At 43.8% G+C, this 20,189-nt stretch carries 23 protein-coding genes; 18 read left to right on the forward strand and 5 right to left on the reverse strand.

The window, feature by feature from the left end:
* Positions 1-163: 163 nt before the first annotated feature.
* A complete protein-coding gene (locus OCT63_RS16830) occupies positions 164-1,144 on the reverse strand; it encodes an alpha/beta fold hydrolase (RefSeq protein ID WP_060468841.1) in 981 nt (326 codons plus the stop codon).
* 81 nt (positions 1,145-1,225) lie between these two features.
* On the opposite strand from OCT63_RS16830, the gene rhtB reads away from it, so the two are divergent.
* The 7 genes from rhtB (at position 1,226) to OCT63_RS16865 (ending at position 7,982) form a co-directional block, all read left to right on the forward strand.
* Positions 1,226-1,843 carry a homoserine/homoserine lactone efflux protein gene (rhtB, locus tag OCT63_RS16835; protein WP_269984104.1) on the forward strand — a complete coding sequence of 206 codons (618 nt, stop codon included), beginning with the start codon at positions 1,226-1,228 and terminating at the stop codon, positions 1,841-1,843.
* A gap of 45 nt (positions 1,844-1,888) precedes the next feature.
* On the forward strand, positions 1,889-3,109 hold the full coding sequence (locus tag OCT63_RS16840; protein ID WP_269984105.1) for an EAL and HDOD domain-containing protein: 1,221 nt from the start codon (positions 1,889-1,891) through the stop codon (positions 3,107-3,109).
* Between the two features lie 99 nt (positions 3,110-3,208).
* The gene (locus tag OCT63_RS16845; protein ID WP_136981726.1) at positions 3,209-3,550 is read left to right on the forward strand and encodes a metalloregulator ArsR/SmtB family transcription factor; all 342 of its coding nucleotides are present in this window, start codon (positions 3,209-3,211) and stop codon (positions 3,548-3,550) included.
* A 173-nt stretch (positions 3,551-3,723) separates the two neighbouring features.
* Entirely contained in the window at positions 3,724-4,725 is a 1,002-nt protein-coding gene (locus OCT63_RS16850; RefSeq protein WP_161688421.1) for an ArsJ-associated glyceraldehyde-3-phosphate dehydrogenase, read from the forward strand.
* Positions 4,726-4,895: 170 nt separating this feature from the next.
* Positions 4,896-5,387, forward strand: coding sequence for a cyclin-dependent kinase inhibitor 3 family protein (locus OCT63_RS16855; RefSeq protein ID WP_161688423.1), 492 nt, complete (start codon positions 4,896-4,898; stop codon positions 5,385-5,387).
* Positions 5,388-5,593: 206 nt separating this feature from the next.
* The gene (gene arsJ, locus OCT63_RS16860) at positions 5,594-6,814 is read left to right on the forward strand and encodes an organoarsenical effux MFS transporter ArsJ (RefSeq protein ID WP_161688425.1); all 1,221 of its coding nucleotides are present in this window, start codon (positions 5,594-5,596) and stop codon (positions 6,812-6,814) included.
* Between the two features lie 154 nt (positions 6,815-6,968).
* Positions 6,969-7,982, forward strand: a complete 1,014-nt coding sequence (locus OCT63_RS16865; RefSeq protein ID WP_269984106.1) for an acyltransferase — start codon at positions 6,969-6,971, stop codon at positions 7,980-7,982.
* A gap of 35 nt (positions 7,983-8,017) precedes the next feature.
* On the opposite strand, the gene OCT63_RS16870 is transcribed toward OCT63_RS16865, so the two are convergent.
* Positions 8,018-8,347 (reverse strand): DUF2500 domain-containing protein, encoded by a 330-nt coding sequence (locus OCT63_RS16870; protein WP_017055527.1) that lies wholly within the window; start codon positions 8,345-8,347, stop codon positions 8,018-8,020.
* A 242-nt stretch (positions 8,348-8,589) separates the two neighbouring features.
* Here OCT63_RS16870 and OCT63_RS16875 point away from each other — a divergent pair, with 242 nt between their 5' ends.
* The 3 genes from OCT63_RS16875 (at position 8,590) to OCT63_RS16885 (ending at position 11,217) form a co-directional block, all read left to right on the forward strand.
* Positions 8,590-8,964 (forward strand): hypothetical protein, encoded by a 375-nt coding sequence (locus OCT63_RS16875; RefSeq protein WP_017055526.1) that lies wholly within the window; start codon positions 8,590-8,592, stop codon positions 8,962-8,964.
* A gap of 926 nt (positions 8,965-9,890) precedes the next feature.
* On the forward strand, positions 9,891-10,511 hold the full coding sequence (locus OCT63_RS16880; protein WP_161675073.1) for a lysoplasmalogenase: 621 nt from the start codon (positions 9,891-9,893) through the stop codon (positions 10,509-10,511).
* A 121-nt stretch (positions 10,512-10,632) separates the two neighbouring features.
* Positions 10,633-11,217, forward strand: a complete 585-nt coding sequence (locus OCT63_RS16885; RefSeq protein ID WP_029626862.1) for a YhgN family NAAT transporter — start codon at positions 10,633-10,635, stop codon at positions 11,215-11,217.
* Between the two features lie 116 nt (positions 11,218-11,333).
* Here OCT63_RS16885 and OCT63_RS16890 read toward each other — a convergent pair whose 3' ends face one another.
* Complete coding sequence (locus OCT63_RS16890) at positions 11,334-11,600, reverse strand: DUF1145 domain-containing protein (protein ID WP_017055523.1); 267 nt, start codon at positions 11,598-11,600, stop codon at positions 11,334-11,336.
* 10 nt (positions 11,601-11,610) lie between these two features.
* The gene (gene rsmD / locus OCT63_RS16895) at positions 11,611-12,213 is read right to left on the reverse strand and encodes a 16S rRNA (guanine(966)-N(2))-methyltransferase RsmD (RefSeq protein WP_060468834.1); all 603 of its coding nucleotides are present in this window, start codon (positions 12,211-12,213) and stop codon (positions 11,611-11,613) included.
* 230 nt (positions 12,214-12,443) lie between these two features.
* Here rsmD and ftsY point away from each other — a divergent pair, with 230 nt between their 5' ends.
* The 6 genes from ftsY (at position 12,444) to glpG (ending at position 18,106) form a co-directional block, all read left to right on the forward strand.
* Positions 12,444-13,712: a signal recognition particle-docking protein FtsY gene (gene ftsY, locus OCT63_RS16900; RefSeq protein WP_269984107.1), complete on the forward strand. Its 1,269-nt coding sequence runs from the start codon at positions 12,444-12,446 to the stop codon at positions 13,710-13,712.
* Positions 13,713-13,788: 76 nt separating this feature from the next.
* Positions 13,789-14,466, forward strand: coding sequence for a cell division ATP-binding protein FtsE (gene ftsE / locus OCT63_RS16905; protein WP_017055520.1), 678 nt, complete (start codon positions 13,789-13,791; stop codon positions 14,464-14,466).
* The gene (gene ftsX / locus OCT63_RS16910) at positions 14,453-15,421 is read left to right on the forward strand and encodes a permease-like cell division protein FtsX (protein WP_161688431.1); all 969 of its coding nucleotides are present in this window, start codon (positions 14,453-14,455) and stop codon (positions 15,419-15,421) included. The genes ftsE and ftsX overlap by 14 nt, the downstream gene beginning before the upstream one ends.
* A 177-nt stretch (positions 15,422-15,598) precedes the next feature.
* Positions 15,599-16,456 carry an RNA polymerase sigma factor RpoH gene (rpoH, locus tag OCT63_RS16915; RefSeq protein WP_017055518.1) on the forward strand — a complete coding sequence of 286 codons (858 nt, stop codon included), beginning with the start codon at positions 15,599-15,601 and terminating at the stop codon, positions 16,454-16,456.
* A 426-nt stretch (positions 16,457-16,882) separates the two neighbouring features.
* Positions 16,883-17,206: a thiosulfate sulfurtransferase GlpE gene (glpE, locus tag OCT63_RS16920; protein WP_046224926.1), complete on the forward strand. Its 324-nt coding sequence runs from the start codon at positions 16,883-16,885 to the stop codon at positions 17,204-17,206.
* Positions 17,207-17,260: 54 nt separating this feature from the next.
* The gene (glpG, locus tag OCT63_RS16925) at positions 17,261-18,106 is read left to right on the forward strand and encodes a rhomboid family intramembrane serine protease GlpG (protein WP_269984108.1); all 846 of its coding nucleotides are present in this window, start codon (positions 17,261-17,263) and stop codon (positions 18,104-18,106) included.
* A gap of 76 nt (positions 18,107-18,182) precedes the next feature.
* Here the strand turns inward: glpG and OCT63_RS16930 are convergent, their stop codons facing one another.
* Positions 18,183-18,590, reverse strand: coding sequence for a flagellar basal body-associated protein FliL (locus OCT63_RS16930; protein ID WP_060468830.1), 408 nt, complete (start codon positions 18,588-18,590; stop codon positions 18,183-18,185).
* Positions 18,591-18,751: 161 nt separating this feature from the next.
* Here OCT63_RS16930 and OCT63_RS16935 point away from each other — a divergent pair, with 161 nt between their 5' ends.
* Both OCT63_RS16935 and ubiA read left to right on the forward strand, forming a co-directional pair.
* Complete coding sequence (locus tag OCT63_RS16935) at positions 18,752-19,291, forward strand: chorismate lyase (protein WP_167346769.1); 540 nt, start codon at positions 18,752-18,754, stop codon at positions 19,289-19,291.
* Entirely contained in the window at positions 19,292-20,146 is an 855-nt protein-coding gene (gene ubiA, locus OCT63_RS16940; RefSeq protein WP_060468828.1) for a 4-hydroxybenzoate octaprenyltransferase, read from the forward strand. It begins immediately after the preceding gene.
* The last annotated feature ends 43 nt before the right edge of the window (positions 20,147-20,189 follow it).

Genomic DNA, 20,189 nt, shown 5'->3' on the forward strand with positions numbered 1-20,189 from the left:
AGCTGATATCGACACTAGCCAGTGCTAGCGTCCTCTAAAGTACAATATCTCTATGCAGAAATTGTATGCCAAATCTGCGCAAGAAAAGAGGGCAAAGCTCACTTACTTCTCTTCCTCTTTAGCGCTTATCTTAGTTGTAATTAATCTCTCTTGGTGTGCTGAGCTAAACAAAAAACTGAATAATGGCATCCAGAGTTTGGTTACGGTATTTATCTTGTTCAAATAACACCTCATGCCTAGAGCCTTCAATGACCTTTAATTGGCAAACGGGGTTGGTTTTTCTTAGCTTATTGATGAACTTTATTTGAGCATCGTTACTGACAATCTTCTCTTCCCCAGCCTGAATCAATAGCAACGGAATTTTGATTTGACGAGTTTGCTGGATTGACTGTTTTGCCGCCATTAACCCTTGCCATACCCAACGGGTACTCGCTCCGCCTACTTGTAATGCGGGAGACTCTTCATATAAGTTTCGGAACCATTGATAACGTACCTGACTGTGGCTTAGCAGGTTAGTTTCAAATGGCTTTGAGTTGTACGCTTGTTGACCTGGAGCATAGACAGGCTTGATATGGTAGGCGGTGAGTACTTGTCCAACAACCATCGCGATCGGCTTAAGATACCACTCGGTATTGATACCAAACATCGGAGCGCACAGGGTGACTTTGTCAAACGGCTGTTCGGGGTGTGTTTGCAAGTAGCGTGTAGCAATAGTGCTGCCCATTGAGTGAGCCAACAAGTAACGATTGTCATACTTGCTAAGGTCAAAACTGTCAATGATGTCAGACATGTCGGATACATAATCATCAAACTCATGAATGTGACCAATGTCAGAGTCTGTTACCATTCGTTCTGACTGACCTTGACCTTGGTGGTCAAATGAATAAACGTCATAACCTTGCTGGTAGAGATCATAAAATAGCTCTTGGTATTTTAAGCAACATTCGATACGACCATTGGCAATCACAATGGCTTTGGTGTGTGTTGATGAGGTTAAGCTACACCAATACAGTTTCTTTTTACCAGATGATGTTATATACCCTTCTTTTCGTTGTTGCCAAAGGGTAGGGATCAGGTGTCTAATCGCTTGCTCGAACTGAGGTTCTTGCGTGTAAGAAAACGGGGTGACACTGTGGTTTTCCATGGGAAGTTACCTGAGCTAATACGTGTGAGAGCTTTATTGCTACTAATGTTATTAGATTAAAGAACTAGTAAGGAAATGCAAATGGATACTCATGTTTGGCTTGCTTATGTCGTTACTGCGATTTTGTTTAGCTTGGCTCCGGGCTCCGGCACCGTGAATTCAATCAGTAATGGGCTAAGTTATGGCACCAAGAAATCACTCGCATCGATCGCAGGCTTACAGCTAGGCCTTGCATTCCACATCATGCTGGTGGGGGCGGGTATCGGTGCATTAGTGGCTAAATCTGCATTGGCGTTCATCATTATCAAATGGGTTGGCGTGGTTTATCTTGTTTGGTTAGGTATGCAAAAATGGCGTGATAGCTCTAGCTTAGTGGCTTCTGAAGAGAGCTCTACCCTATCGAGTGGCAAGCTGCTGAGAAATGCGGTACTTATTAACCTCACCAACCCTAAATCTATCGTATTTTTGGTTGCTCTGTTTCCTCAATTTATTGACCCGACACAACCGCAAGCACCGCAACTGTTAGTGTTAGGTGTTACGACGGTATTTATTGATAGTGTTGTTATGTTGGGTTACACCTCATTAGCTTCACAAATGGGGCGTTTTATCCGTTCAGATCGCATAATGGGTAAGATAAATAAAATATTTGGTGGTATGTTCATGGGCTGCGGTGCCTTGCTGGCTGCTGCCAAAGCTTAGTGAAAGCAATAGAGTTCTCGTTAAACCAATTAGAGTTATCAATAAATGACCGTTACGTACGTTGCTCGACAACCTATCTTAAATCGTAATAAGAACACGCTTGGTTATGAACTGTTGTTTCGCGATGGAGAAAGGAATGCCTATCCAGCGCATATTGAGTCCAATCGAGCAACGTATCGTCTGATTGTTGAGAACTTCTTGTCGGTTGGACTCAACCCTTCGATTCCGTCTTCACGTTGCTTTGTTAATTTTCCGTACCAGAGCCTGATTCGTCGGCTTCCTTTAAGCTTGCCTAAAGACAAGGTCGTGGTGGAAATTCTTGAAACCTGTACACCGACCGATGAGCTCTTAGAGGCCGTTAAAGAGCTCTATCAAGCGGGTTATATGATTGCCCTTGATGATTTCACCTCAACACCTGAGTGGGAACGTTTTCTCAGGTACACGCATATTGTTAAGCTCGATATTATGCAGATGGGTTTGGATGAGGCGTGCGATTTGGTGAAGGCTCATCAAGGGAAGAAGTTTAGCTTTCTTGCTGAAAGAGTCGAAACCGAGCAAGAATTCCAGCAAGCAAAAGAGGCCGGTTTTAAGTTCTTCCAAGGCTATTTCTTTAGTAAGCCAGAAATTATCAAGACTAAGTACATTAGCCCAGAGCAAGTGATTGCCATGGAGCTATTCCAGGAAGTATGTAAGCCTGACGTTGACTTCCAACGTGTCGAAAGCATCGTCGCGAAAGATATCGCTTTGTCCTATAAGCTGTTGCGTTTTGTGAACACCATGTCTCCACGACTTGAAGTTACCATTTCTTCATTCCGTCAGGCCTTGGTTTATCTGGGGCAAGATAAGCTGAAAATGTTTGTTTCGTTGGCGGTGGCCTCTTATGTCTCTGATAAAAAACCAAAAGAGCTATACGGTTTGTCTTTGCAGCGCGCACAATTTTGCCAGCGTATGTCTCGCTACCAAGCATTTGAAGGGCACCAAGAGCAAGCCTTTATGATTGGTTTGTTTTCGTTGTTGGATGCGCTGCTCGACCTGTCGCTAGAGAACCTTGTCGAGCAGTTACCGTTATGTAAAAGCATCAAAGTCGCTCTGCTTCGTAGAGAGGCGCCTTATGGCACATTATTGGCGCTTGAAGAGAGTTTTGAACATGCAGATTGGCAACAGATCGATGAGCATTGCGCAAATCTAGGGCTGAACGTGGAGCAGGTTAAAACAGAGCTCACTGAGGCTCGACGCTGGAGCCATACGATCACCAACCAGCTTTGATTTATCTTTGTTAAACTTTAATGACAATTGAAACGCACGCCTTGACGTGCGTTTTTTTATAACTAGTATATATGCATATCCATATATGAGTATGTAGTTATGCTTCCTCACCAATTTTTCAAATTACTGTCTGATGAAACGCGAGTGCGTTGCTTAATGTTGATTGTGCGCCAAGAGTGCCTTTCTGTTGGTGAGTTGACTCAGGCATTGCAAGAAAGTCAGCCAAAGGTTTCTCGCCACCTTGCGCAGTTGCGCTCAAACGGCATTTTGACTGATGTTCGCCAAGGGCAGTGGGTGTTTTACCGCCTGTCACAAGATTTACCGGGTTGGATGCTAAAGTTAATTGATGACCTTATCGCATCGAACTGTTTGAAAACTGAATACCAACAAGACATTGAGCGTCTAGAAGCGATGACTTCACGCCCTCAATGTTGCGTTTAAATACATTAAAACTTATTGCCGAAATAGTTGGAGTTGCAGCTAGGCGACAAGTGAGCTTATCCCTATGAGCATAGTGGTTCTATGTGATTTGGGCGGCCGGCGTTCCGGTAAGTGAACGTAGTCAACAACGCTGTGGCTTCAAATATGAAGGCAATTAACTGAGAGAAAATACGATGACAGTGAAAGTAGGTATCAATGGTTTTGGCCGTATCGGCCGTCTAGCACTTCGCGCAGCATTCGATTGGGCTGAGCTAGAGTTTGTGCAAATTAATGACGTTGCTGGCGACACTGCAACATTGGCGCACCTTTTAGAGTTCGATTCAGTACAAGGTCGTTGGAATCACGAAGTTACGGTTGAAGGCGATGAGATGATCATCAACGGTCAACGCATCAAAACCACCAAAGAGCGCGACATCGACGCGATCGATTGGTCTGGCTGTGATGTGGTTATCGAAGCGACAGGTGTTCACCGTAAGACATCTTTCCTAAACAAATACCTAGAGCAGGGTGTGAAGCGTGTTGTGGTATCGGCGCCAGTGAAAGAAGAAGGCATCGCAAACATCGTTGTTGGTGTGAACGACAACATCTTCGACCCAGCAGTACACAAAATCGTAACCGCAGCGTCTTGTACAACAAACTGTATCGCGCCAGTGGTTAAAGTGATCAACGAGAAGCTTGGTATCGAGAATGCGTCTTTCACGACGATTCACGACCTAACCAACACGCAAACTATTCTAGATGCGCCTCATAAGGACTTACGACGTGCACGTGCATGTGGCATGAGCCTTATCCCAACCACAACGGGCAGCGCTAAAGCGATTGTTGAGATCTTCCCAGAGCTGGAAAATCGTATTAACGGCCACGCAGTTCGTGTACCACTAGCGAACGCTTCTCTGACAGACATCATCTTCGAAGTGAAGCAAGGCACAACAGCAGAAGAAGTTAACGCGATGCTGAAAGAAGCGTCTGAGAACGAACTGAAAGGCATTCTTGGTTTTGAAGAGCGCCCACTGGTTTCTATCGATTACAAAGGCGACCAACGTTCAACTATCGTAGATGCACTATCAACCATGTTGGTAGGTAAGCGCATGGTTAAGATCTACGCTTGGTACGACAACGAGATGGGCTACGCGACACGTACAGCAGAGCTAGTACGTACAGTCGGCCTTGCATAATACTCTTCATACTTGAAGCTGCAGCGTTGTTAACTGCGTAAGTTCACCCTAATCACATAGAGCCCCTATGCTCATAGGGCTGAACTTCATTCCTTTGTAGGGAAAGGTTGCCTAGCTGCAACTCCAATTATTTTGAGTATTGGTTCTATAAGAATTTAAGAGATTACACAATGACACATCCAACATGGCAACTAGATTTAGAAACTGGTGCGTTAGTGCTTACTCCGTGCCCAGGTACCAAAGAAGCTGACCTAGATGCATCTCTGGCTCAACTTAAAGCGCAAGGTGTAGAAGCGATTGTGACAGCTTTAGACAGTCAAGAACTGGCGAGCAAGAATGTTTCTGAGTTAGGTGACAAAGCGCAAGCATTAGGCATGCAGTGGTTCCAGATCGAGATTGAAGACGATTGTGCGCCAGGCGATGATTTTTCTGCGAAATGGCAAGCGGCTAGCCCTGCGTTACACCAAGTGGTGGATAACGGCGGTAAGGTTGCGATGCATTGCATGGGCGGCTCAGGCCGTACTGGTTTGTTGGCCGCACACTTGTTGTTAGAAAAGAGCTGGGATCTGAGCAAGATTGTTCAAGAAGTACAGTCACTTCGTCCGGGTGCCTTCACTAAACCAATCCAGGTTGAGTATATCAACGGCGTAGCTTCTGCGTAGCTCTTCATACTTGAACCTGCAGCGTTGTTAACTGCGCAAGTTCACCCTAATCACATAGAACACCTATGCTCATAGGGCTGAACTTGCTTGTTGCCTAGCTGCAACTCCAATTATTTTGAGTATAAGTTAAGTGGAAAGTAAGAATTAGAGCTTTTGGACACCTATGATCTAAAAGCTCTTTTTGTTTAGATCGTAGAGATAGCATTATGTTTTCAAATCTAAGTAAGAGCGTTCGTCAATACATGTTAGTGACTTTCAACTACTGGAACTTCACCATTACTGATGGTGCACTCCGTATGCTGGTGGTCCTGTATTTTTACGATCTTGGCTACAGTTCGTTAGAGATCGCCTCACTGTTCCTTTTCTATGAATTCTTTGGTGTGGTCACTAATCTAATCGGTGGCTGGTTAGGGGCTCGTCTTGGACTTAATAAGACGATGAACATCGGCTTAGGGATGCAAGTCGTCGCCTTGGGGATGCTCGCGGTGCCAACGGCAATGTTGACCATTCCTTGGGTAATGGCGGCGCAAGCCTTATCTGGTATCGCCAAAGATCTCAATAAAATGAGTGCCAAGAGTTCGATTAAGACTCTGGTTCCTGATGAACAACAAGGCGCGCTTTATAAGTGGATCGCGATTCTGACTGGTTCTAAGAATGCGCTTAAAGGTGCAGGGTTCTTTATTGGTGGTTTGTTGCTTTCTACAATTGGCTTCCAATACGCGGTGTTGGCGATGGCGACTGTACTGACCTTGGTTTTCATTGGTAGTGTGGTGAGCTTAGAAGCGGACATGGGTAAAGCGAAAACAAAACCTAAGTTCAAACAGATTTTCTCTAAATCTGAATCCATCAACATCCTATCTGCGGCACGCATGTTCCTGTTTGGTGCTCGTGATGTGTGGTTTGTGATTGCTCTACCTATTTATCTAGGCAGCGTGTTTGGTTGGGACCATTCATGGGTGGGTGGCTTCTTAGCGGCTTGGACCATCGCTTACGGCTTTGTACAGGGCATTGCACCTAAGATTACTGGTAAAGCGCAAGGCAAGGTACCTGATGGCCATGCAGCGTTATTGTGGGCCGCTGCATTGGCTATTGTGACGGCTGGAATTGCGTATGCGGTACAGATTGGTTGGCAACCAGAGCTAGTTATCGTAGGTGGTTTGATGGTATTTGGTGCCATCTTTGCGGTGAACTCGTCACTTCACTCATATTTGATTGTGAGTTATGCGAAAGGCGATGGTGTGTCGCTTGATGTTGGTTTCTATTATATGGCGAATGCGATGGGCCGTTTGATTGGCACCATTCTGTCGGGCTTGGTATTTCAAATGGCCGGTTTGTCTGCGTGTTTGTGGGTATCGTTCGTGTTCTTAGCGATAACGACGGTGATTTCTTTGCGTTTACCTAAGGTGCCGCAAGCGTCAGCCGCATGATCTTCATTCGCAAGAGCTAAAGTCGCATAATCTAAAGTCGAATGATCTTAATGCGCGATATGCTTCTCCTTTAACAATAAGCTGACTTGGTATTTATTCCGGTCAGCTTTTTTATTGCTATAGTAGAATGATTGAATATTAATCAGGCATTTACATGAAGCAGCGAATTCTCTTTTTTGATTTAGCACGATGTGTCGCGGCCGTAGCGGTTATCGCGATTCATGTTTTGGCGCCTTATCGCAACGAACTAGGAACTATTCCTTTCGGCGAATGGTTAACAGCAATCACCGTCAATGGCTTCAGCCGCTGGGCGGTACCTGTCTTTATATTGATAACCGGCGCCTTGATGCTAAGCGACCAACGCCCGTTTGACGCCAAATACTACCTCAAGCGTCGCCTAGGTAAGGTACTGATACCTTTCATTGTGTGGTCGCTTTTCTATACCTACCTGTCTGGTTGGTCTGCGCTGGGCTTTGACGCCGACGTAAGTTGGGATGTGTTGCTCAATAGCTATCACCACTACACCTACTACCATCTTGGGTTCTTCTATTACTTTATCCCGCTCTACTTTGTGATTCCTTTCTTACAGATCATGGTCAGAAAGTATGGCGACAAAGCTGTTTACGGATTCACGGCGGTGTGGCTGTTCACAACGTTATTGTTCTTACTGAGAATTGATGGCCCATGGAGTCATGAGTTATGGCTTTACACTGGCTACTTGCCATTGGGTTACCTGTTGTACAAGAAAGTGCCGCTGAACAAGTTCACCGTTGGTGTGAGTGCTGGGCTCGGTGCGCTGGCGTTGTTAACCACGGTCTACATGGTGGTTGATGCGAGCTTAATTGCTAAGGAGTACACGGTTGGCCGTTGGTTATCTTACAAGACGCTGAATACCGTATTAGCCGCGAGCATGGTGTTTATGCTGTGTCGCTATTTTGGAGAAGGGTTATCTGAAAAAAGCAATCAAGTGGTTGGTTTTATCAGTAAGCACAGTTTGGGGATCTATCTGCTGCACCCAATCTTCTTATGGCCAATGACAGCGTTCGGCTGGTATCAAGGGCATCCTGTTTGGGTCATTCCGTTATGGATTGTGATTAGTGGCGCAGGGGCTTTATGGATGAGTTGGTTGGTATCTAAGTCCGAAAAAACACGCTGGTTATTGCCGTAGAAGTAAGTCAAATAATTGTTTGAGACAGCTTCCGATTAGCGTTTCAACGCAAAGTGCAAGAATTTATCACCTTGATAGGTTAGGGTTCCTTTATCGCCTGGATTAAGCGCGTGAAAGTAGTGGATGCCGACTTGGAATTCTCGTTTCGGACCAACGACACCTCGTTGAACGTAAATCCAGTACTCTTGATCTTCTTGGCCTGGTTCTACGTCAGGAAGGTCGATGGACTGTTTATCTAGTACCGTGACGTTCACTTTCTTTTCTGGTGCATTTTCGCCTTGCATGTGTTTTCGGTAGAAAACAAGAAATGCCCAAGCCGCTAGAACTGCGAGTGCAAAGATAGAAAAAAAGAGTGAATTGGGCATATAACCTCCATGTTGTTGAGGTGGTTATTCTAGTCTTTCGGCAATCGATATGTGTGTTGAAAGCCGCTATTCGTGAACTGTTGTAAGCTAAGCTGATTATTTTTCGGTAGACTTCACATTTAATAGCCAGTTTGGTTTAAAGCATTGTTATTTATTGTCTCTTTCTCTCGTAAATAACAGTGATTTTGTATAAGAATAAGGAAATGCTCGACTAGAATTATAGTGTGGAGCGGGAGGCCAAGATGACCGACATTGAAAAAGTGGTGACAAGAGTTCGCAATATAGAAAAATTATTGAGACTACACTATCACGCTGAAGGCGAAGGCCTGCATGAGCTTGTAACAAGCTGTGAAGAAAGGCTACCACACGATATGATAATCAAGCTGCGTTATATCGCAACATGTCGTAATAAGGTAGTGAATGAGCATGATGCTCAATTGGAAGATCAACATCAATTTATAATGATGTGTAACGAGTGTGAGAAGGAGCTGACGCCACGTAGTGGTCGTTTTATTTGGCGAGTTGCGATATTACTTATGATGGTAATGACGTTAGCTGCTGCTGGTTTCTATTATGCGAATTGGGATGTATTAAAGTTGCACCTGTTTTCTAAGTGAAAAATTGAACAAAAAAGGGACGCTATAAGCGTCCCTTTTTTTATCTGTAACTTGCTTTAGTACATCATCGGTAGCGTCATGAGGCCTACAACTACCGCGATCATTACAAGTCCTTGCTTTTGCGAAGATGAAATCATAACACTACTCCTAAATTTGGTTGTCTTTCGCTATGTTTTAAAGAATAGCATTACTTATGGGTTTAGATCAATAATTACTTTCTAAGGCTTTAAAAGTGATAGATAACTGTTACTTTTCCTCTTGTTTTTCTATGTTTAACTGTGTTTTTTGGTGTGTTCTTATTTTGGTCGTTGTGGTTCATGTTTGTTCTGTTTGCTTTTAAGTTACTGTTTTTTAATGGTTGGTTTTTGTGATTTATATTGTTAAAGGTTGTTAAACTGTATTAATGGGGGTTGGTTGTATCTATGTTTGATTTTTGTTTTATTTTTTCATTTTTGGCTTGGTTTTGGTGGTAGTTTTTACAAAGAGTTTGGAGGCGGCTGACAAATATGGGGATAAAAAACAAGTTACTTACTTTAAGAGTTAACTCTTGTCTTCAATTATTACTTGTCTGTCAATTTTGTTTTTTTATACGCTAATCTCATGTATTTATTAGGTTTTAATGGGGGTGTTTTTATTTTTTAAGTATGAATATTAGCGAAACTCGATGGTTTACCATGATTTCGATAGGCTAGAAATGACCAAAATCGAATGCTGAAGGTTGTAATGTACTTTTAGGCGGTTTTTTCGATAAATCGCTTTAATGTTAAACCAGTAATCATGATCGTAGTGATAATTGTTACGACTTCAATCTAAAGAGGTTCTTTTTAGTGGAAGCGTAATCAAGATCCAATTTTGAAGGGCTGAGGCTTTACATCAACACTCGTGTGCCTAGACTGGCGACGATTTAAAGCAATAGGGCAAATGGTATGTGGAGTTGGTTAGCGGTTTCCTTGTCTGGTATTGGAGCAATAGCAGGAACGAAACATGGACATATCGGTCAGGCTTTATTGTATAAGGTCTTTACCTTTGTATTATTGGCGGTCATTGCTTTAACTCAGTCTGTCGTCGCTGATTTTACCTATTGGTTGGTGGCAGGGTTGGTTGTCTCTGCGATTGCCGATGTCCTTCACTCTCTCACTCAAAAACGTACTCTGTATTTTGTTTGTTTTTTGGTGGCTCAACTCTGTTACAGCAAAGCATTTTGGTTACAGCTGTCGGGAGAAATGGTCTGGTGGTTGTTCGCACTGCTATTGGCGGCATGTATCGTCGCTTTCTTCTTATTATTACCCCGTTTAGACAAACTTGTCTTTCCTGTGGTTATCATGGGTATGGTGCTTATTCAGCTGGCATGGGCTGCTGGTGAGGTCTGGTTGCTGGATCCTCAACTGTCGCATGCGGTTGGTTTTGTTGGTTGTAGCGTATTGCTGATTTCCGCATTGGCGTATGCTTTAAATTGTTATCGTAGCCCAATCAAGGGGGCCTATTTTTGGGTAACAGGCAGTTACTTTCTCGCACATGCTCTTATTGTTGCTTCCCTTACCATTTAGGGTAAACGTATCTCTATAAATACTCTTCTGGCTGTATAAATTACCGAGTTTGCTACTGTGTTCGAAAATCAATGTTGAGGCTGCTATACTTCCGCGCACTTACGTTTTTCGAGACAAACTTATGGAAATATTATCTGCAGCCACCATGCTGTTTCTTATTATGGATCCGCTTGGCAACTTGCCAATCGTACTCTCTATCCTTAAGCATCTCGATCCAAAACGTCGTCGTATTGTTCTTATTCGTGAGTTAATGTTCGCTCTCGTCATCTTGCTGTTGTTTTTGTTTGCAGGCCAAAGCATTATGAACTTCCTGCATGTACAACCTGAAACCTTAAGTATATCTGGCGGTATCATTCTGTTTATTATCGCGATTAAGATGATTTTCCCAAGTGCTGGCAGCATTACTGGTCTAGCGGCCGGTGAAGAACCGTTCATCGTACCTATGGCGATCCCTATGATTGCTGGGCCATCAGTGATTGCGGCATTGATTCTGCTTTCTACACAGCACCCTGACAACATGTTAGAGCTTTCTGCTGCTGTGCTACTGGCATGGGGAGCCTCTTTCTTCATTCTTATGTTTAATGGCTTCTTTTTACGAGTGCTGGGTGAGAGAGGTCTTAAAGCTGTCGAACGTTTGATGGGCTTGTTGCTCGTTATGCTCTCGACTCAAATGTTCTTGGATGGTGTGAAGAGTTACATGGGCTAGTATTGCTATCATCGTTCAATAAAAAACGCCGCTTAACAGAGCGGCGTTTTTGTATCTACTGTTTCTTAAGGATGCTTTCTGTATGTAAGCTGTGTAAATTTGATCTTTAAGCTCGATTACATCATGTGTTTACGACGGATATCGAGTAAGGCGAAGATTCCAAAAATCAGAATTGACCATTTTTCCCAACGCGACATTTCAATTTTATCGCCAAAGGCACCGATAAAGATCAGCATCTGTAGGCCGTGCATGAAGAACAAGAACGCTGTCATGATATAAAGCGCAATCGCCGCATTACCCGGGAATGGGTGAAAAATATTGACGATTAAGACAAACCAAACAAAGGCGATGGCTGCTTTTGCTAGTGGAAGTAAGATATTCATTCAATAACTCCTATTCTTCAGTCGTTCGATTGAACAGTCGGTAACTCGACTGGCCAGTCGTCTTATCGCGATGCAATTCCCAGTTTTCTGGCATAGCTTCGAGTTGCAGCTCTTTCTCTGTTTCGACGTAAATAATGGCATCATCTGCAAGCCAGCCATTGCTCTCAAGCAGTTGTACTGTCTCTGCTAGTAAGCCTTTACGAAATGGCGGATCGAGAAAAACCATATCGTAAGGAGTTCCAGGTTTCTTTAGAAAAGAGATAGCATCAGTGTTCACTACGTTGATGTTGTCTGCTTTGAGTTCTTTAGCATTATCAGAAAGCTGCTTGGCGGCCTTTTGATTCATTTCGAGCAGCGTCACCATTTTTGCTTGGCGAGACGCTGCTTCAAAACCTAGGCCACCAGAACCGGCAAATACATCCAAGCACGTCGAGTGTGGGATATCTTGTGCAACCCAGTTAAAGAGTGTTTCTTTTACTCGGTCAATGGTTGGGCGTAAGCCTTCTAAATCATGAACAGGCAGTTTTCTTCCTCTCCATGAGCCACTAATAATTCGAACAAAGCCCCCGGATGGCTTTTTTTGTGATGTGTTTTGCTGGCGACGTCTTACCATAGATTTTTTGACCGCTAATAAAGTGATACTATACCGAGCCCAATTTAAGTGGGTTCGAGTATTAAATAAATTTGCAATGACAAAGTGTATCAAGCTAAAAGCAAACTTATCACTGCTTTGTCATTTTTCTTTACTATTCGTTTGTACAAGATTGTATTGTATAACAATAGCAAAGAGTCGACGTGCATTAAGTCAATACAGTTAATTAGTAGATCTAGGGAACTCCTCGGATGACGGAAAAAAAGAAGCGCGGATTATTATCGTGGCTTGGTTTTGGTGAAGAAGAACAAAGCCCAAAAACGCAGAATGAAGCGAACGTAGAAAACGTTGAAGAGCAAACTGAAGTTGAATCACCAGTCGAGGCTGAGCAGGTCGCGCCTGAAACTGAAGTCGCTAAGCCAGTGGAATCTAAGATAGTTGAATCTAAGCTTGCTGAATCAGAGCAAGCGCTTGAAGAGACTCAAGAAGAGCAGCAACCTGTTCCCGCAGAAGCAGAAGCAGAAGCAGAAGCAGAAGCAGAACAGGAAGAAGAAGTAGCTCCTCAAGCTAAGGTTGAAGAAGTGCAAGAGAAGCCAACAGAAAGCTTCTTTGCTCGCCTTAAGCGTAGCCTTAGTCGTACTAAAGCAAACATTGGTGCTGGCTTCTTTGGCTTGTTCAAAGGCAAGCAAATTGATGAAGAGCTGTTTGAAGAGCTAGAAGAGCAACTTCTGATCGCTGATGTGGGTATGAATACCACCGTTAAGATCATTGAAAATCTGACAGAAAAAGCATCTCGCAATGACCTAAAAGACGGTGAGGCGCTTTATGGTCTGCTCAAAGAAGAGATGGCAGATATCTTAAGCCAAGTGGAACAGCCATTGGTTGTTGATACGACTAAAACGCCTTACGTTATTTTAATGGTCGGTGTGAATGGTGTGGGTAAGACAACCACCATCGGTAAGCTGGCGAAACAGTTCCAGAGTGAAGGCAAGAAAGTGATGCTGGCAGCGGGTGATACCTTCCGCGCAGCAGCCGTTGAACAGCTTCAGGTTTGGGGGCAGCGTAACGATGTGCCGGTTATCGCTCAGCACACAGGTGCGGACAGCGCGTCTGTTATCTACGATGCGATTGAAGCCGCGAAAGCACGTGGTGTCGATGTTGTGATTGCTGATACAGCCGGTCGTTTGCAGAACAAGAGCAACTTGATGGAAGAGCTACGTAAGATTGTTCGTGTAATGAAGAAGATTGATGACTCTGCACCGCATGAAATCATGCTAACACTAGACGCTGGGACTGGTCAGAATGCTATCAGCCAAGCAAAACTATTCAGTGAAGTCGCACCGGTAACGGGGATTACGCTCACTAAGCTAGATGGTACGGCGAAAGGTGGTGTGATTTTCTCAATTGCAGACCAGTTCCAGATTCCAATTCGTTATATTGGTGTCGGTGAAGGTATCGATGACTTACGTCCATTTGAGTCGAAAGACTTCATTGAAGCACTATTTAGTCGTGAAGAATAACGCGTGTGGCAGATGGTTTATTCTTAACCGGCTACCGTTTTAAATTTGATATGAGTGATCGTAAGAGGAATTTTCGGTGATCAAATTTCAGCAAGTGAGTAAAGCCTACCGAGGCGGACGACAAGCGCTCCAAAAAGTGGACTTTCATCTTAAACGTGGAGAGATGGCTTTTTTGGGTGGGCACTCTGGAGCTGGTAAAAGTACCTTGCTGAAGTTGATATGTGCGATAGAACGTCCAACCGATGGGCGTGTGTGGTTTAACGATCACGATATCACTCGTATCCCAGCCAAAGATATTCCGTTTTTACGTCGTAACATAGGAATTGTCTTTCAAGACCACCGCCTACTGATGGATCGTTCTATTTTCGATAACGTCGCCCTGCCGATGCGTATTGAGTCTATTTCTGAAAATGAAGTAAAACGCCGAGTCAGTGCTGCACTAGATAAAACCGGACTACTAGACAAGGCCCGTTGTTTGCCAAGCCAGCTTTCTGGTGGTGAACAACAACGCGTGGGTATTGCTCGCGCCGTGGTTAATCGTCCTACTCTACTGTTAGCGGATGAGCCAACAGGTAATCTAGATCCTGAGTTATCGAATCGTGTGTTGAGATTGTTTGAAGAGTTCAACCGCGCGGGTGTCTCGATTATCCTAGCGACGCACGATATCGGGTTAGTGAATACTCGCCCTCAATATCGTCACCTGGAGTTAAACCAAGGCTTTTTGAGTGAGGTTGAAGATTATGGCCGCGAATAAGCGTATCAAGAAACCTCAATCCAACCGAGCTAAAACCCGCACTTCAAGTGACGGATTTTTTGTTGTTCACTGGAAGCAAGCCAAGTCATCGTTCTCACAAATGTGGCAACGTCCGCTGGGTAATTTGCTTACGTTAGCGGTGATCTCAATGGCGCTGACAATGCCTGCTTGCTTATATTTGTTAGGAAAAAACGTTGGTGAAGTAGCTCAAGACGTCACAAGCCCGTCACAAATTAGTGCTTATGTGGAGGATAGTATCCCTGAGCCTAGGGTGATGGTACTTAAAGATGAAATAGAAAATTGGGATCAAGTTGACCGGGTGGAATACATTTCTCCACAGCAAGGGCTTGAAGATCTTAGCCAATACTCTGGTTTTGAAGATGCTCTGACTATCCTAGACGATTATTCATTGCCAGGCGTGTTGGTGATTACACCAAATGTGCACAGCGATACCTTAATTAAGGGGTTGGCAAGTACCGTTAAAGAACAAGAGTTAGTGACCGATGTCCGTTTAGACGAAGATTGGCTAGCTAGATTAGATGCTATTAAAGCCTTAGCGGCTGTCATTGTTATTACCTTAACAGTCTTGATGTTAGGCGCAGTATTTCTGATTATTGGTAATACATTGCGATTTAATGTGTTGGCACATAAAGAAGAGATTCAAACCATGAAGCTGATTGGTGCGACCGATAGCTACATTCTTCGACCATACCTGTACGCTGGCATGTGGTTTGGTGTATTAGGTGCGATTAGCGCTTGGGTCATGACGGCATTGATTACTGTATTGCTGAACAGTGCCGTTGACGATTTAGCGCAGCTTTATGATAGCCACTTTAGGTTAATAGGCCTGAGTTGGGATGAGTCTTTACTGCTTTTGATCGTTGGAACCTTGCTTGGTAGTGTGGCTGCGAAGCTCTCTGCGCAGCGTCACCTAAAAGAAATTGAACCAGTTTAGGAAAATAGAGTCATAATTAGACGAAAAATAGGCACTTCTTAACCAGACTTTGCCTTGTATAGAAGAATTGATTATGCATAATTACTTCCCCCGCCTTGAAACCTGTTCATTTTAGGTTCAAGATTGTTGGGTTTTAATAGATGTATTACTCCAGATCAGAGATTGATGAGGAACCGAATGGCAAACCAAGCGTATCAAATGGCTTTAGTCACACAAGATAGTTTAGATAGCTATATCCGATCAGCGAACAGCTACCCAATGCTGACGCCTGAAGAGGAACGTGGACTTGCAGAGCGATTACATTACAAAGGTGAGATCGATGCTGCGAAAGGTTTAATCCTTTCTCACTTACGATTCGTGGTACACGTTGCAAGAGGCTACTCAGGCTACGGGCTGCCAATGGCCGATCTCGTTCAAGAAGGTAACATCGGCTTGATGAAGGCTGTTAAGCGCTTCAACCCAGAAGTTGGTGTTCGACTGGTCTCTTTTGCTGTTCACTGGATCAAAGCTGAGATTCATGAATACGTGTTGCGTAATTGGCGTATCGTTAAAATCGCAACCACTAAAGCACAGCGTAAATTGTTCTTTAACCTTCGTAAGTCTAAAAAGCGCTTAGGTTGGTTCAATAACGGTGAAGTTGAGACCGTTGCTCGTGAATTGGGAGTTGAGCCTTCAGAGGTTCGAGAAATGGAATCTCGCTTAGCGGCCCAAGATGCTACGTTTGAAGCGCCAATGGACGACGACGACGGTGGCTCTGCTTACACTGCCCCTGTTTACTACCTAGAAGACAAAGCGTCAGACGTTGCTGAAACGGTTGAAGCGGCTAACTGGGAATCACATACCAACAATCGTTTAGGGCTAGCATTGGCAAGCTTAGATGAGCGTAGTCAGCATATTGTGCGCTCACGTTGGTTAGATGATAACAAAGCAACACTGCAAGATTTAGCGGATACCTACAGTATCTCTGCAGAGCGTGTTCGCCAGTTAGAGAAAAATGCTATGAAGAAGTTGAAACAAGCCGTTGGCGATTTCTAATAGTATCTAGCTTCTATCTAATAGTAGAGCTAGCAAGCTAAATTTTGAAAAGGCCGGGATCGAGAGATCTCGGCCTTTTTGTTTCGGATCGATTTCTCAAATTTTGCGATCGAAATTTGCAAAATGATTTTGTGGATAACTCTGTGAAAAGTTTATTCGTCAACTGTCTAAAAGCAGGGTGTAGTAAGGCTTTGAAGGGGTTTTAGTGGTGGGGATATGTTTCAACTAACCCACAGTTAGATCAGGATCATTACTACATGTTGTGGATCTATTTTTTAAAAAACACTTTATTCACGCAATCCACAGGTTTATCCACAAACGGTGTAAAAGTGATCGTTAGTGGATAACCTTATTAAGTGGATGTGATTGTTGGCCTTGGGATAGGTTACAATGGCAGCAAAGTAAATCAGCATAAAAGAGAGAGTCATGGACCAGTTTAAACATATCGACGTTAAAGGCGCTCAAGCCCTCATTGAACAAGGCGAAGCTCGACTTGTCGATATACGTGACCCGCAGTCATTTGCGGTTGCTCACTCAAAAACCGCTTACCATCTTACGAACGATACGATGGTGTCCTTTATGGATGAAGTCGAGTTCGAACAGCCTATTTTGGTGATGTGTTATCACGGTATTAGTAGCCAAGGTGCTGCACAATATTTAGTGAACCAAGGCTTTGAAGAGGTATATAGTGTTGATGGCGGCTTTGAAGCTTGGCATCGTGCTGAACTTCCAGTGATCGCTGGTTTATAGCCTTTAGTACTTTAACCACTTTAAGCGTCTCTATAGCATGAATAGGAAATAACAATGATTAGATTGATGGTGTTAGACAACCCGCGTCTTGCTCAAGCATTTATTGATTACATGGCTTCTCGCCAGATCCCTATTCAAATGTCTCCTGAAGGTGAGGGGCGCTTTGCTCTTTGGCTGACGGATGGTCAGTATCAGGTCGAGACGGAATCAGAGCTCAATCGTTTCTTGTCTGAGCCAAACCATAAACGCTACCAAGCAGCGTCTTGGGATATGGCGGAAACCAGAAAGAGCAACTTTCATTATCACACCCCGAGTTTCATGGGCATGATAAAAGCAAAAGCTGGCCCAGTGACGCTCGGTATCATGCTGGTATGTGTGGTTATTTTTGCTCTGCAGCAGATAGGCTTCGGTCAGGCGATTTTCAATGCCTTACATTTCCCAGCGCTTGATGGCCAACAATGGCAGTTGTGGCGTTGGTTGAGTCATGCTGTTTTGCACTTCTCTGTTATGCACATCGCATTTAATATTTTGTGGTGGTGGCAGTTAGGCGGAGACATCGAGAAAAAGTTAGGCGGTCTCAAACTACTTCAGATCTTTGCTGTCTCTTCTGCGCTTTCTGGCGCTGGGCAATATTGGGTTGAAGGTGCGAACTTCGGTGGCCTGTCTGGTGTGGTATATGCTTTGGTTGGTTATCTCTGGGTTGTTGGTGCGAAGGCTCCACAATTTGGTTTGGGTATCCCAAAACAGATCGTCGGCTTTATGTTGGTGTGGTTAGTTCTTGGGTACATGCAGCCGTTCATGGCGATCGCAAATACTGCTCACTTAGCCGGTTTAGTCGCAGGTGTGATTATCGGTTTAGTTGATTCCATGAAAGCGCCTAGCTCAGCAAGGAGCGAGTGATTAGTTACCGACAACTGATAGATACCAAAAAGCGGCCAGATGAGCCGCTTTTTTATTGGGATTCGTTTTTACATCGTTACTGATAAAGATATTTGGTAAACAGTAAGTCAGCAATGAGGGTTTTCCCCGTTTCAGGCAGCAGAATCTTGTTGAGGTGTTCAACTAAGGTCTTTCTCAAATCTTCACGGCCAGACAGAGATTTAATTGTTTCTTCGTTTTGTTTACCAAGCAATTCAATCACGGCATCGCGAATTAATGGTTGGTGATGCTCAATGGCAGCTAGATCATTGCTGTTCGCAACCATGATATCGAGGCGTACTTGGATATAGCCCAGTTTTTTACCTTTAGTATAAAAGTTGGTTGTCAGGTCTGGTTCTAGCGTGAAGTAAGCGAGTTTAGATATAGACTCCTCTTCAGCAAAACTTGATGCTGAAAAGAGTAGGCTAATCGCAAGAAATACTTGGGCTACATAACGTTTGTGCATATTTGTGACTTTTCTTTAGTTTATTCGCGATATTCGAAACGCGTTTGTCTTGTTACAATGAGCGGTCTAAATCTAAATACGTTTACAATTCAACAGCGCTTTGAGTTTGTTCGAAAATTGAAGCTTTATTGTACGTGTAAAGTCACCTATTGAATACTAGTATGAATCAGCCAATATCGCTGTATCTTAATTCGTTAATGAATGTAGATTGGCAAAACACAGAAATATTTGATTTTCCTAATGAAAACGCCAAAGAGTGGCTTATGGAGCAAGGATCTCTTTCTCGCAAATTAGGAAGGAGCTGCCAGCACTTATCGGTTGAGTTGCTTCATAACCAAGTTGTAGATCAATCAATGCTGCAACCCGATGAGGAACAGCTTTTATCATCGTTTGATTGCTTACTACGTAAAGTGATTTTAAAAGGTGATGATGCGCCGTGGGTACTAGGTCGAACCTTAATTCCCAGAGTGACTCTAGAAGATAAACACTCAGACTTATCTCAACAAGGGAACGTCCCGCTCGGTCTCACCGTGTTTAATGCCGAAAACGTAAAACGAGATGCGTTGCAAGTTGGTTGGGTTATTGTAGGCGAAGAGCGATTGCTCGCTCGTCGTTCTCGTTTATGGATGAATCACAAGCCTATGCTCGTTGCAGAACTGTTTTTGCCAACATCCCCCATTTACTCTAAGGAGAGTGTGTAAATGCTTGCCACCAAAGCGAAGGCGTACTGGCAATTAACACGAATGAATCGCCCAATTGGTACTTTGCTACTTCTTTGGCCGACCTTGTGGTCGTTGATTATCGCCGCGCAAGGCATGCCTGACTTTGATGTTTTGATTGTTTTCGTCTTAGGTGTGGTGCTGATGCGTTCAGCTGGTTGTGTGATTAATGATTTTGCTGATCGTAAAGTAGATGGTCATGTAAAACGAACCAAGCAGCGTCCATTGCCTTCAGGTTTGGTTTCTAGTAGAGAAGCCATATTACTTTTTTTAGCACTGGCTGTGGTCTCATTCTTGTTGGTGCTAACTATGAACCCTCTGACCATCAAATTGTCTTTTATCGGAGTTGGCTTAGCTTTCATTTATCCGTTCATGAAGCGCTTTACCCATCTTCCACAATTGTTCCTTGGGTTGGCTTTCAGCTGGGCAATACCAATGGCTTGGGCGGCACAAACCAATGAGCTACCAAGTGTTGTTTGGTTTATTTTTATAATGAATGCATTTTGGACGATTGCCTACGACACACAATATGCCATGGTCGACCGAGATGACGACCTTAAGATTGGCATTAAGTCGACAGCTATTTTGTTTGGCCGGTTCGATAAGCTTATCGTTGGCTTTTTGCAGTTAGTAACACTGACGATGTTGATTGCTGTGGGCATGCATTACCATCTGGGTGATATCTTTTATTGGGCTCTGTTAGCGGTAGGGGGCTTGTTTGTGTACCAACAGCACTTGATGCGTCATCGCGACCGAGATCTATGCTTCCAAGCCTTCCTCAACAACAACTATGTTGGGATGGCAGTAACTGTCGGTTTGTTCATTACCTTCTGGTAAAACTTAGCTTTTTTGAGTTGCTTGACTCAAAATGAAAAGGCAC

It is taken from the genome of Vibrio sp. RW (assembly GCF_027587105.1).
Lineage (GTDB): Bacteria > Pseudomonadota > Gammaproteobacteria > Enterobacterales > Vibrionaceae > Vibrio > Vibrio toranzoniae.

What these genes read in the sequence shown, in the direction of transcription:
- OCT63_RS16870 (WP_017055527.1), bottom strand. Translation starts at nt 8,347, where the DNA reads ATGCCCAATTCACTCTTTTTTTCTATCTTTGCACTCGCAGTTCTAGCG.
- ubiA (WP_060468828.1), top strand. Translation starts at nt 19,292, where the DNA reads ATGCTTGCCACCAAAGCGAAGGCGTACTGGCAATTAACACGAATGAAT.
- rsmD (WP_060468834.1), bottom strand. Translation starts at nt 12,213, where the DNA reads ATGGTAAGACGTCGCCAGCAAAACACATCACAAAAAAAGCCATCCGGG.
- ftsY (WP_269984107.1), top strand. Translation starts at nt 12,444, where the DNA reads ATGACGGAAAAAAAGAAGCGCGGATTATTATCGTGGCTTGGTTTTGGT.
- OCT63_RS16855 (WP_161688423.1), top strand. Translation starts at nt 4,896, where the DNA reads ATGACACATCCAACATGGCAACTAGATTTAGAAACTGGTGCGTTAGTG.
- OCT63_RS16840 (WP_269984105.1), top strand. Translation starts at nt 1,889, where the DNA reads ATGACCGTTACGTACGTTGCTCGACAACCTATCTTAAATCGTAATAAG.
- OCT63_RS16880 (WP_161675073.1), top strand. Translation starts at nt 9,891, where the DNA reads ATGTGGAGTTGGTTAGCGGTTTCCTTGTCTGGTATTGGAGCAATAGCA.
- glpG (WP_269984108.1), top strand. Translation starts at nt 17,261, where the DNA reads ATGATTAGATTGATGGTGTTAGACAACCCGCGTCTTGCTCAAGCATTT.
- OCT63_RS16850 (WP_161688421.1), top strand. Translation starts at nt 3,724, where the DNA reads ATGACAGTGAAAGTAGGTATCAATGGTTTTGGCCGTATCGGCCGTCTA.
- OCT63_RS16930 (WP_060468830.1), bottom strand. Translation starts at nt 18,590, where the DNA reads ATGCACAAACGTTATGTAGCCCAAGTATTTCTTGCGATTAGCCTACTC.
- rhtB (WP_269984104.1), top strand. Translation starts at nt 1,226, where the DNA reads ATGGATACTCATGTTTGGCTTGCTTATGTCGTTACTGCGATTTTGTTT.
- arsJ (WP_161688425.1), top strand. Translation starts at nt 5,594, where the DNA reads ATGTTTTCAAATCTAAGTAAGAGCGTTCGTCAATACATGTTAGTGACT.
- OCT63_RS16875 (WP_017055526.1), top strand. Translation starts at nt 8,590, where the DNA reads ATGACCGACATTGAAAAAGTGGTGACAAGAGTTCGCAATATAGAAAAA.
- glpE (WP_046224926.1), top strand. Translation starts at nt 16,883, where the DNA reads ATGGACCAGTTTAAACATATCGACGTTAAAGGCGCTCAAGCCCTCATT.
- OCT63_RS16890 (WP_017055523.1), bottom strand. Translation starts at nt 11,600, where the DNA reads ATGAATATCTTACTTCCACTAGCAAAAGCAGCCATCGCCTTTGTTTGG.
- OCT63_RS16865 (WP_269984106.1), top strand. Translation starts at nt 6,969, where the DNA reads ATGAAGCAGCGAATTCTCTTTTTTGATTTAGCACGATGTGTCGCGGCC.
- OCT63_RS16845 (WP_136981726.1), top strand. Translation starts at nt 3,209, where the DNA reads ATGCTTCCTCACCAATTTTTCAAATTACTGTCTGATGAAACGCGAGTG.
- OCT63_RS16830 (WP_060468841.1), bottom strand. Translation starts at nt 1,144, where the DNA reads ATGGAAAACCACAGTGTCACCCCGTTTTCTTACACGCAAGAACCTCAG.
- ftsX (WP_161688431.1), top strand. Translation starts at nt 14,453, where the DNA reads ATGGCCGCGAATAAGCGTATCAAGAAACCTCAATCCAACCGAGCTAAA.
- OCT63_RS16935 (WP_167346769.1), top strand. Translation starts at nt 18,752, where the DNA reads ATGAATCAGCCAATATCGCTGTATCTTAATTCGTTAATGAATGTAGAT.
- OCT63_RS16885 (WP_029626862.1), top strand. Translation starts at nt 10,633, where the DNA reads ATGGAAATATTATCTGCAGCCACCATGCTGTTTCTTATTATGGATCCG.
- rpoH (WP_017055518.1), top strand. Translation starts at nt 15,599, where the DNA reads ATGGCAAACCAAGCGTATCAAATGGCTTTAGTCACACAAGATAGTTTA.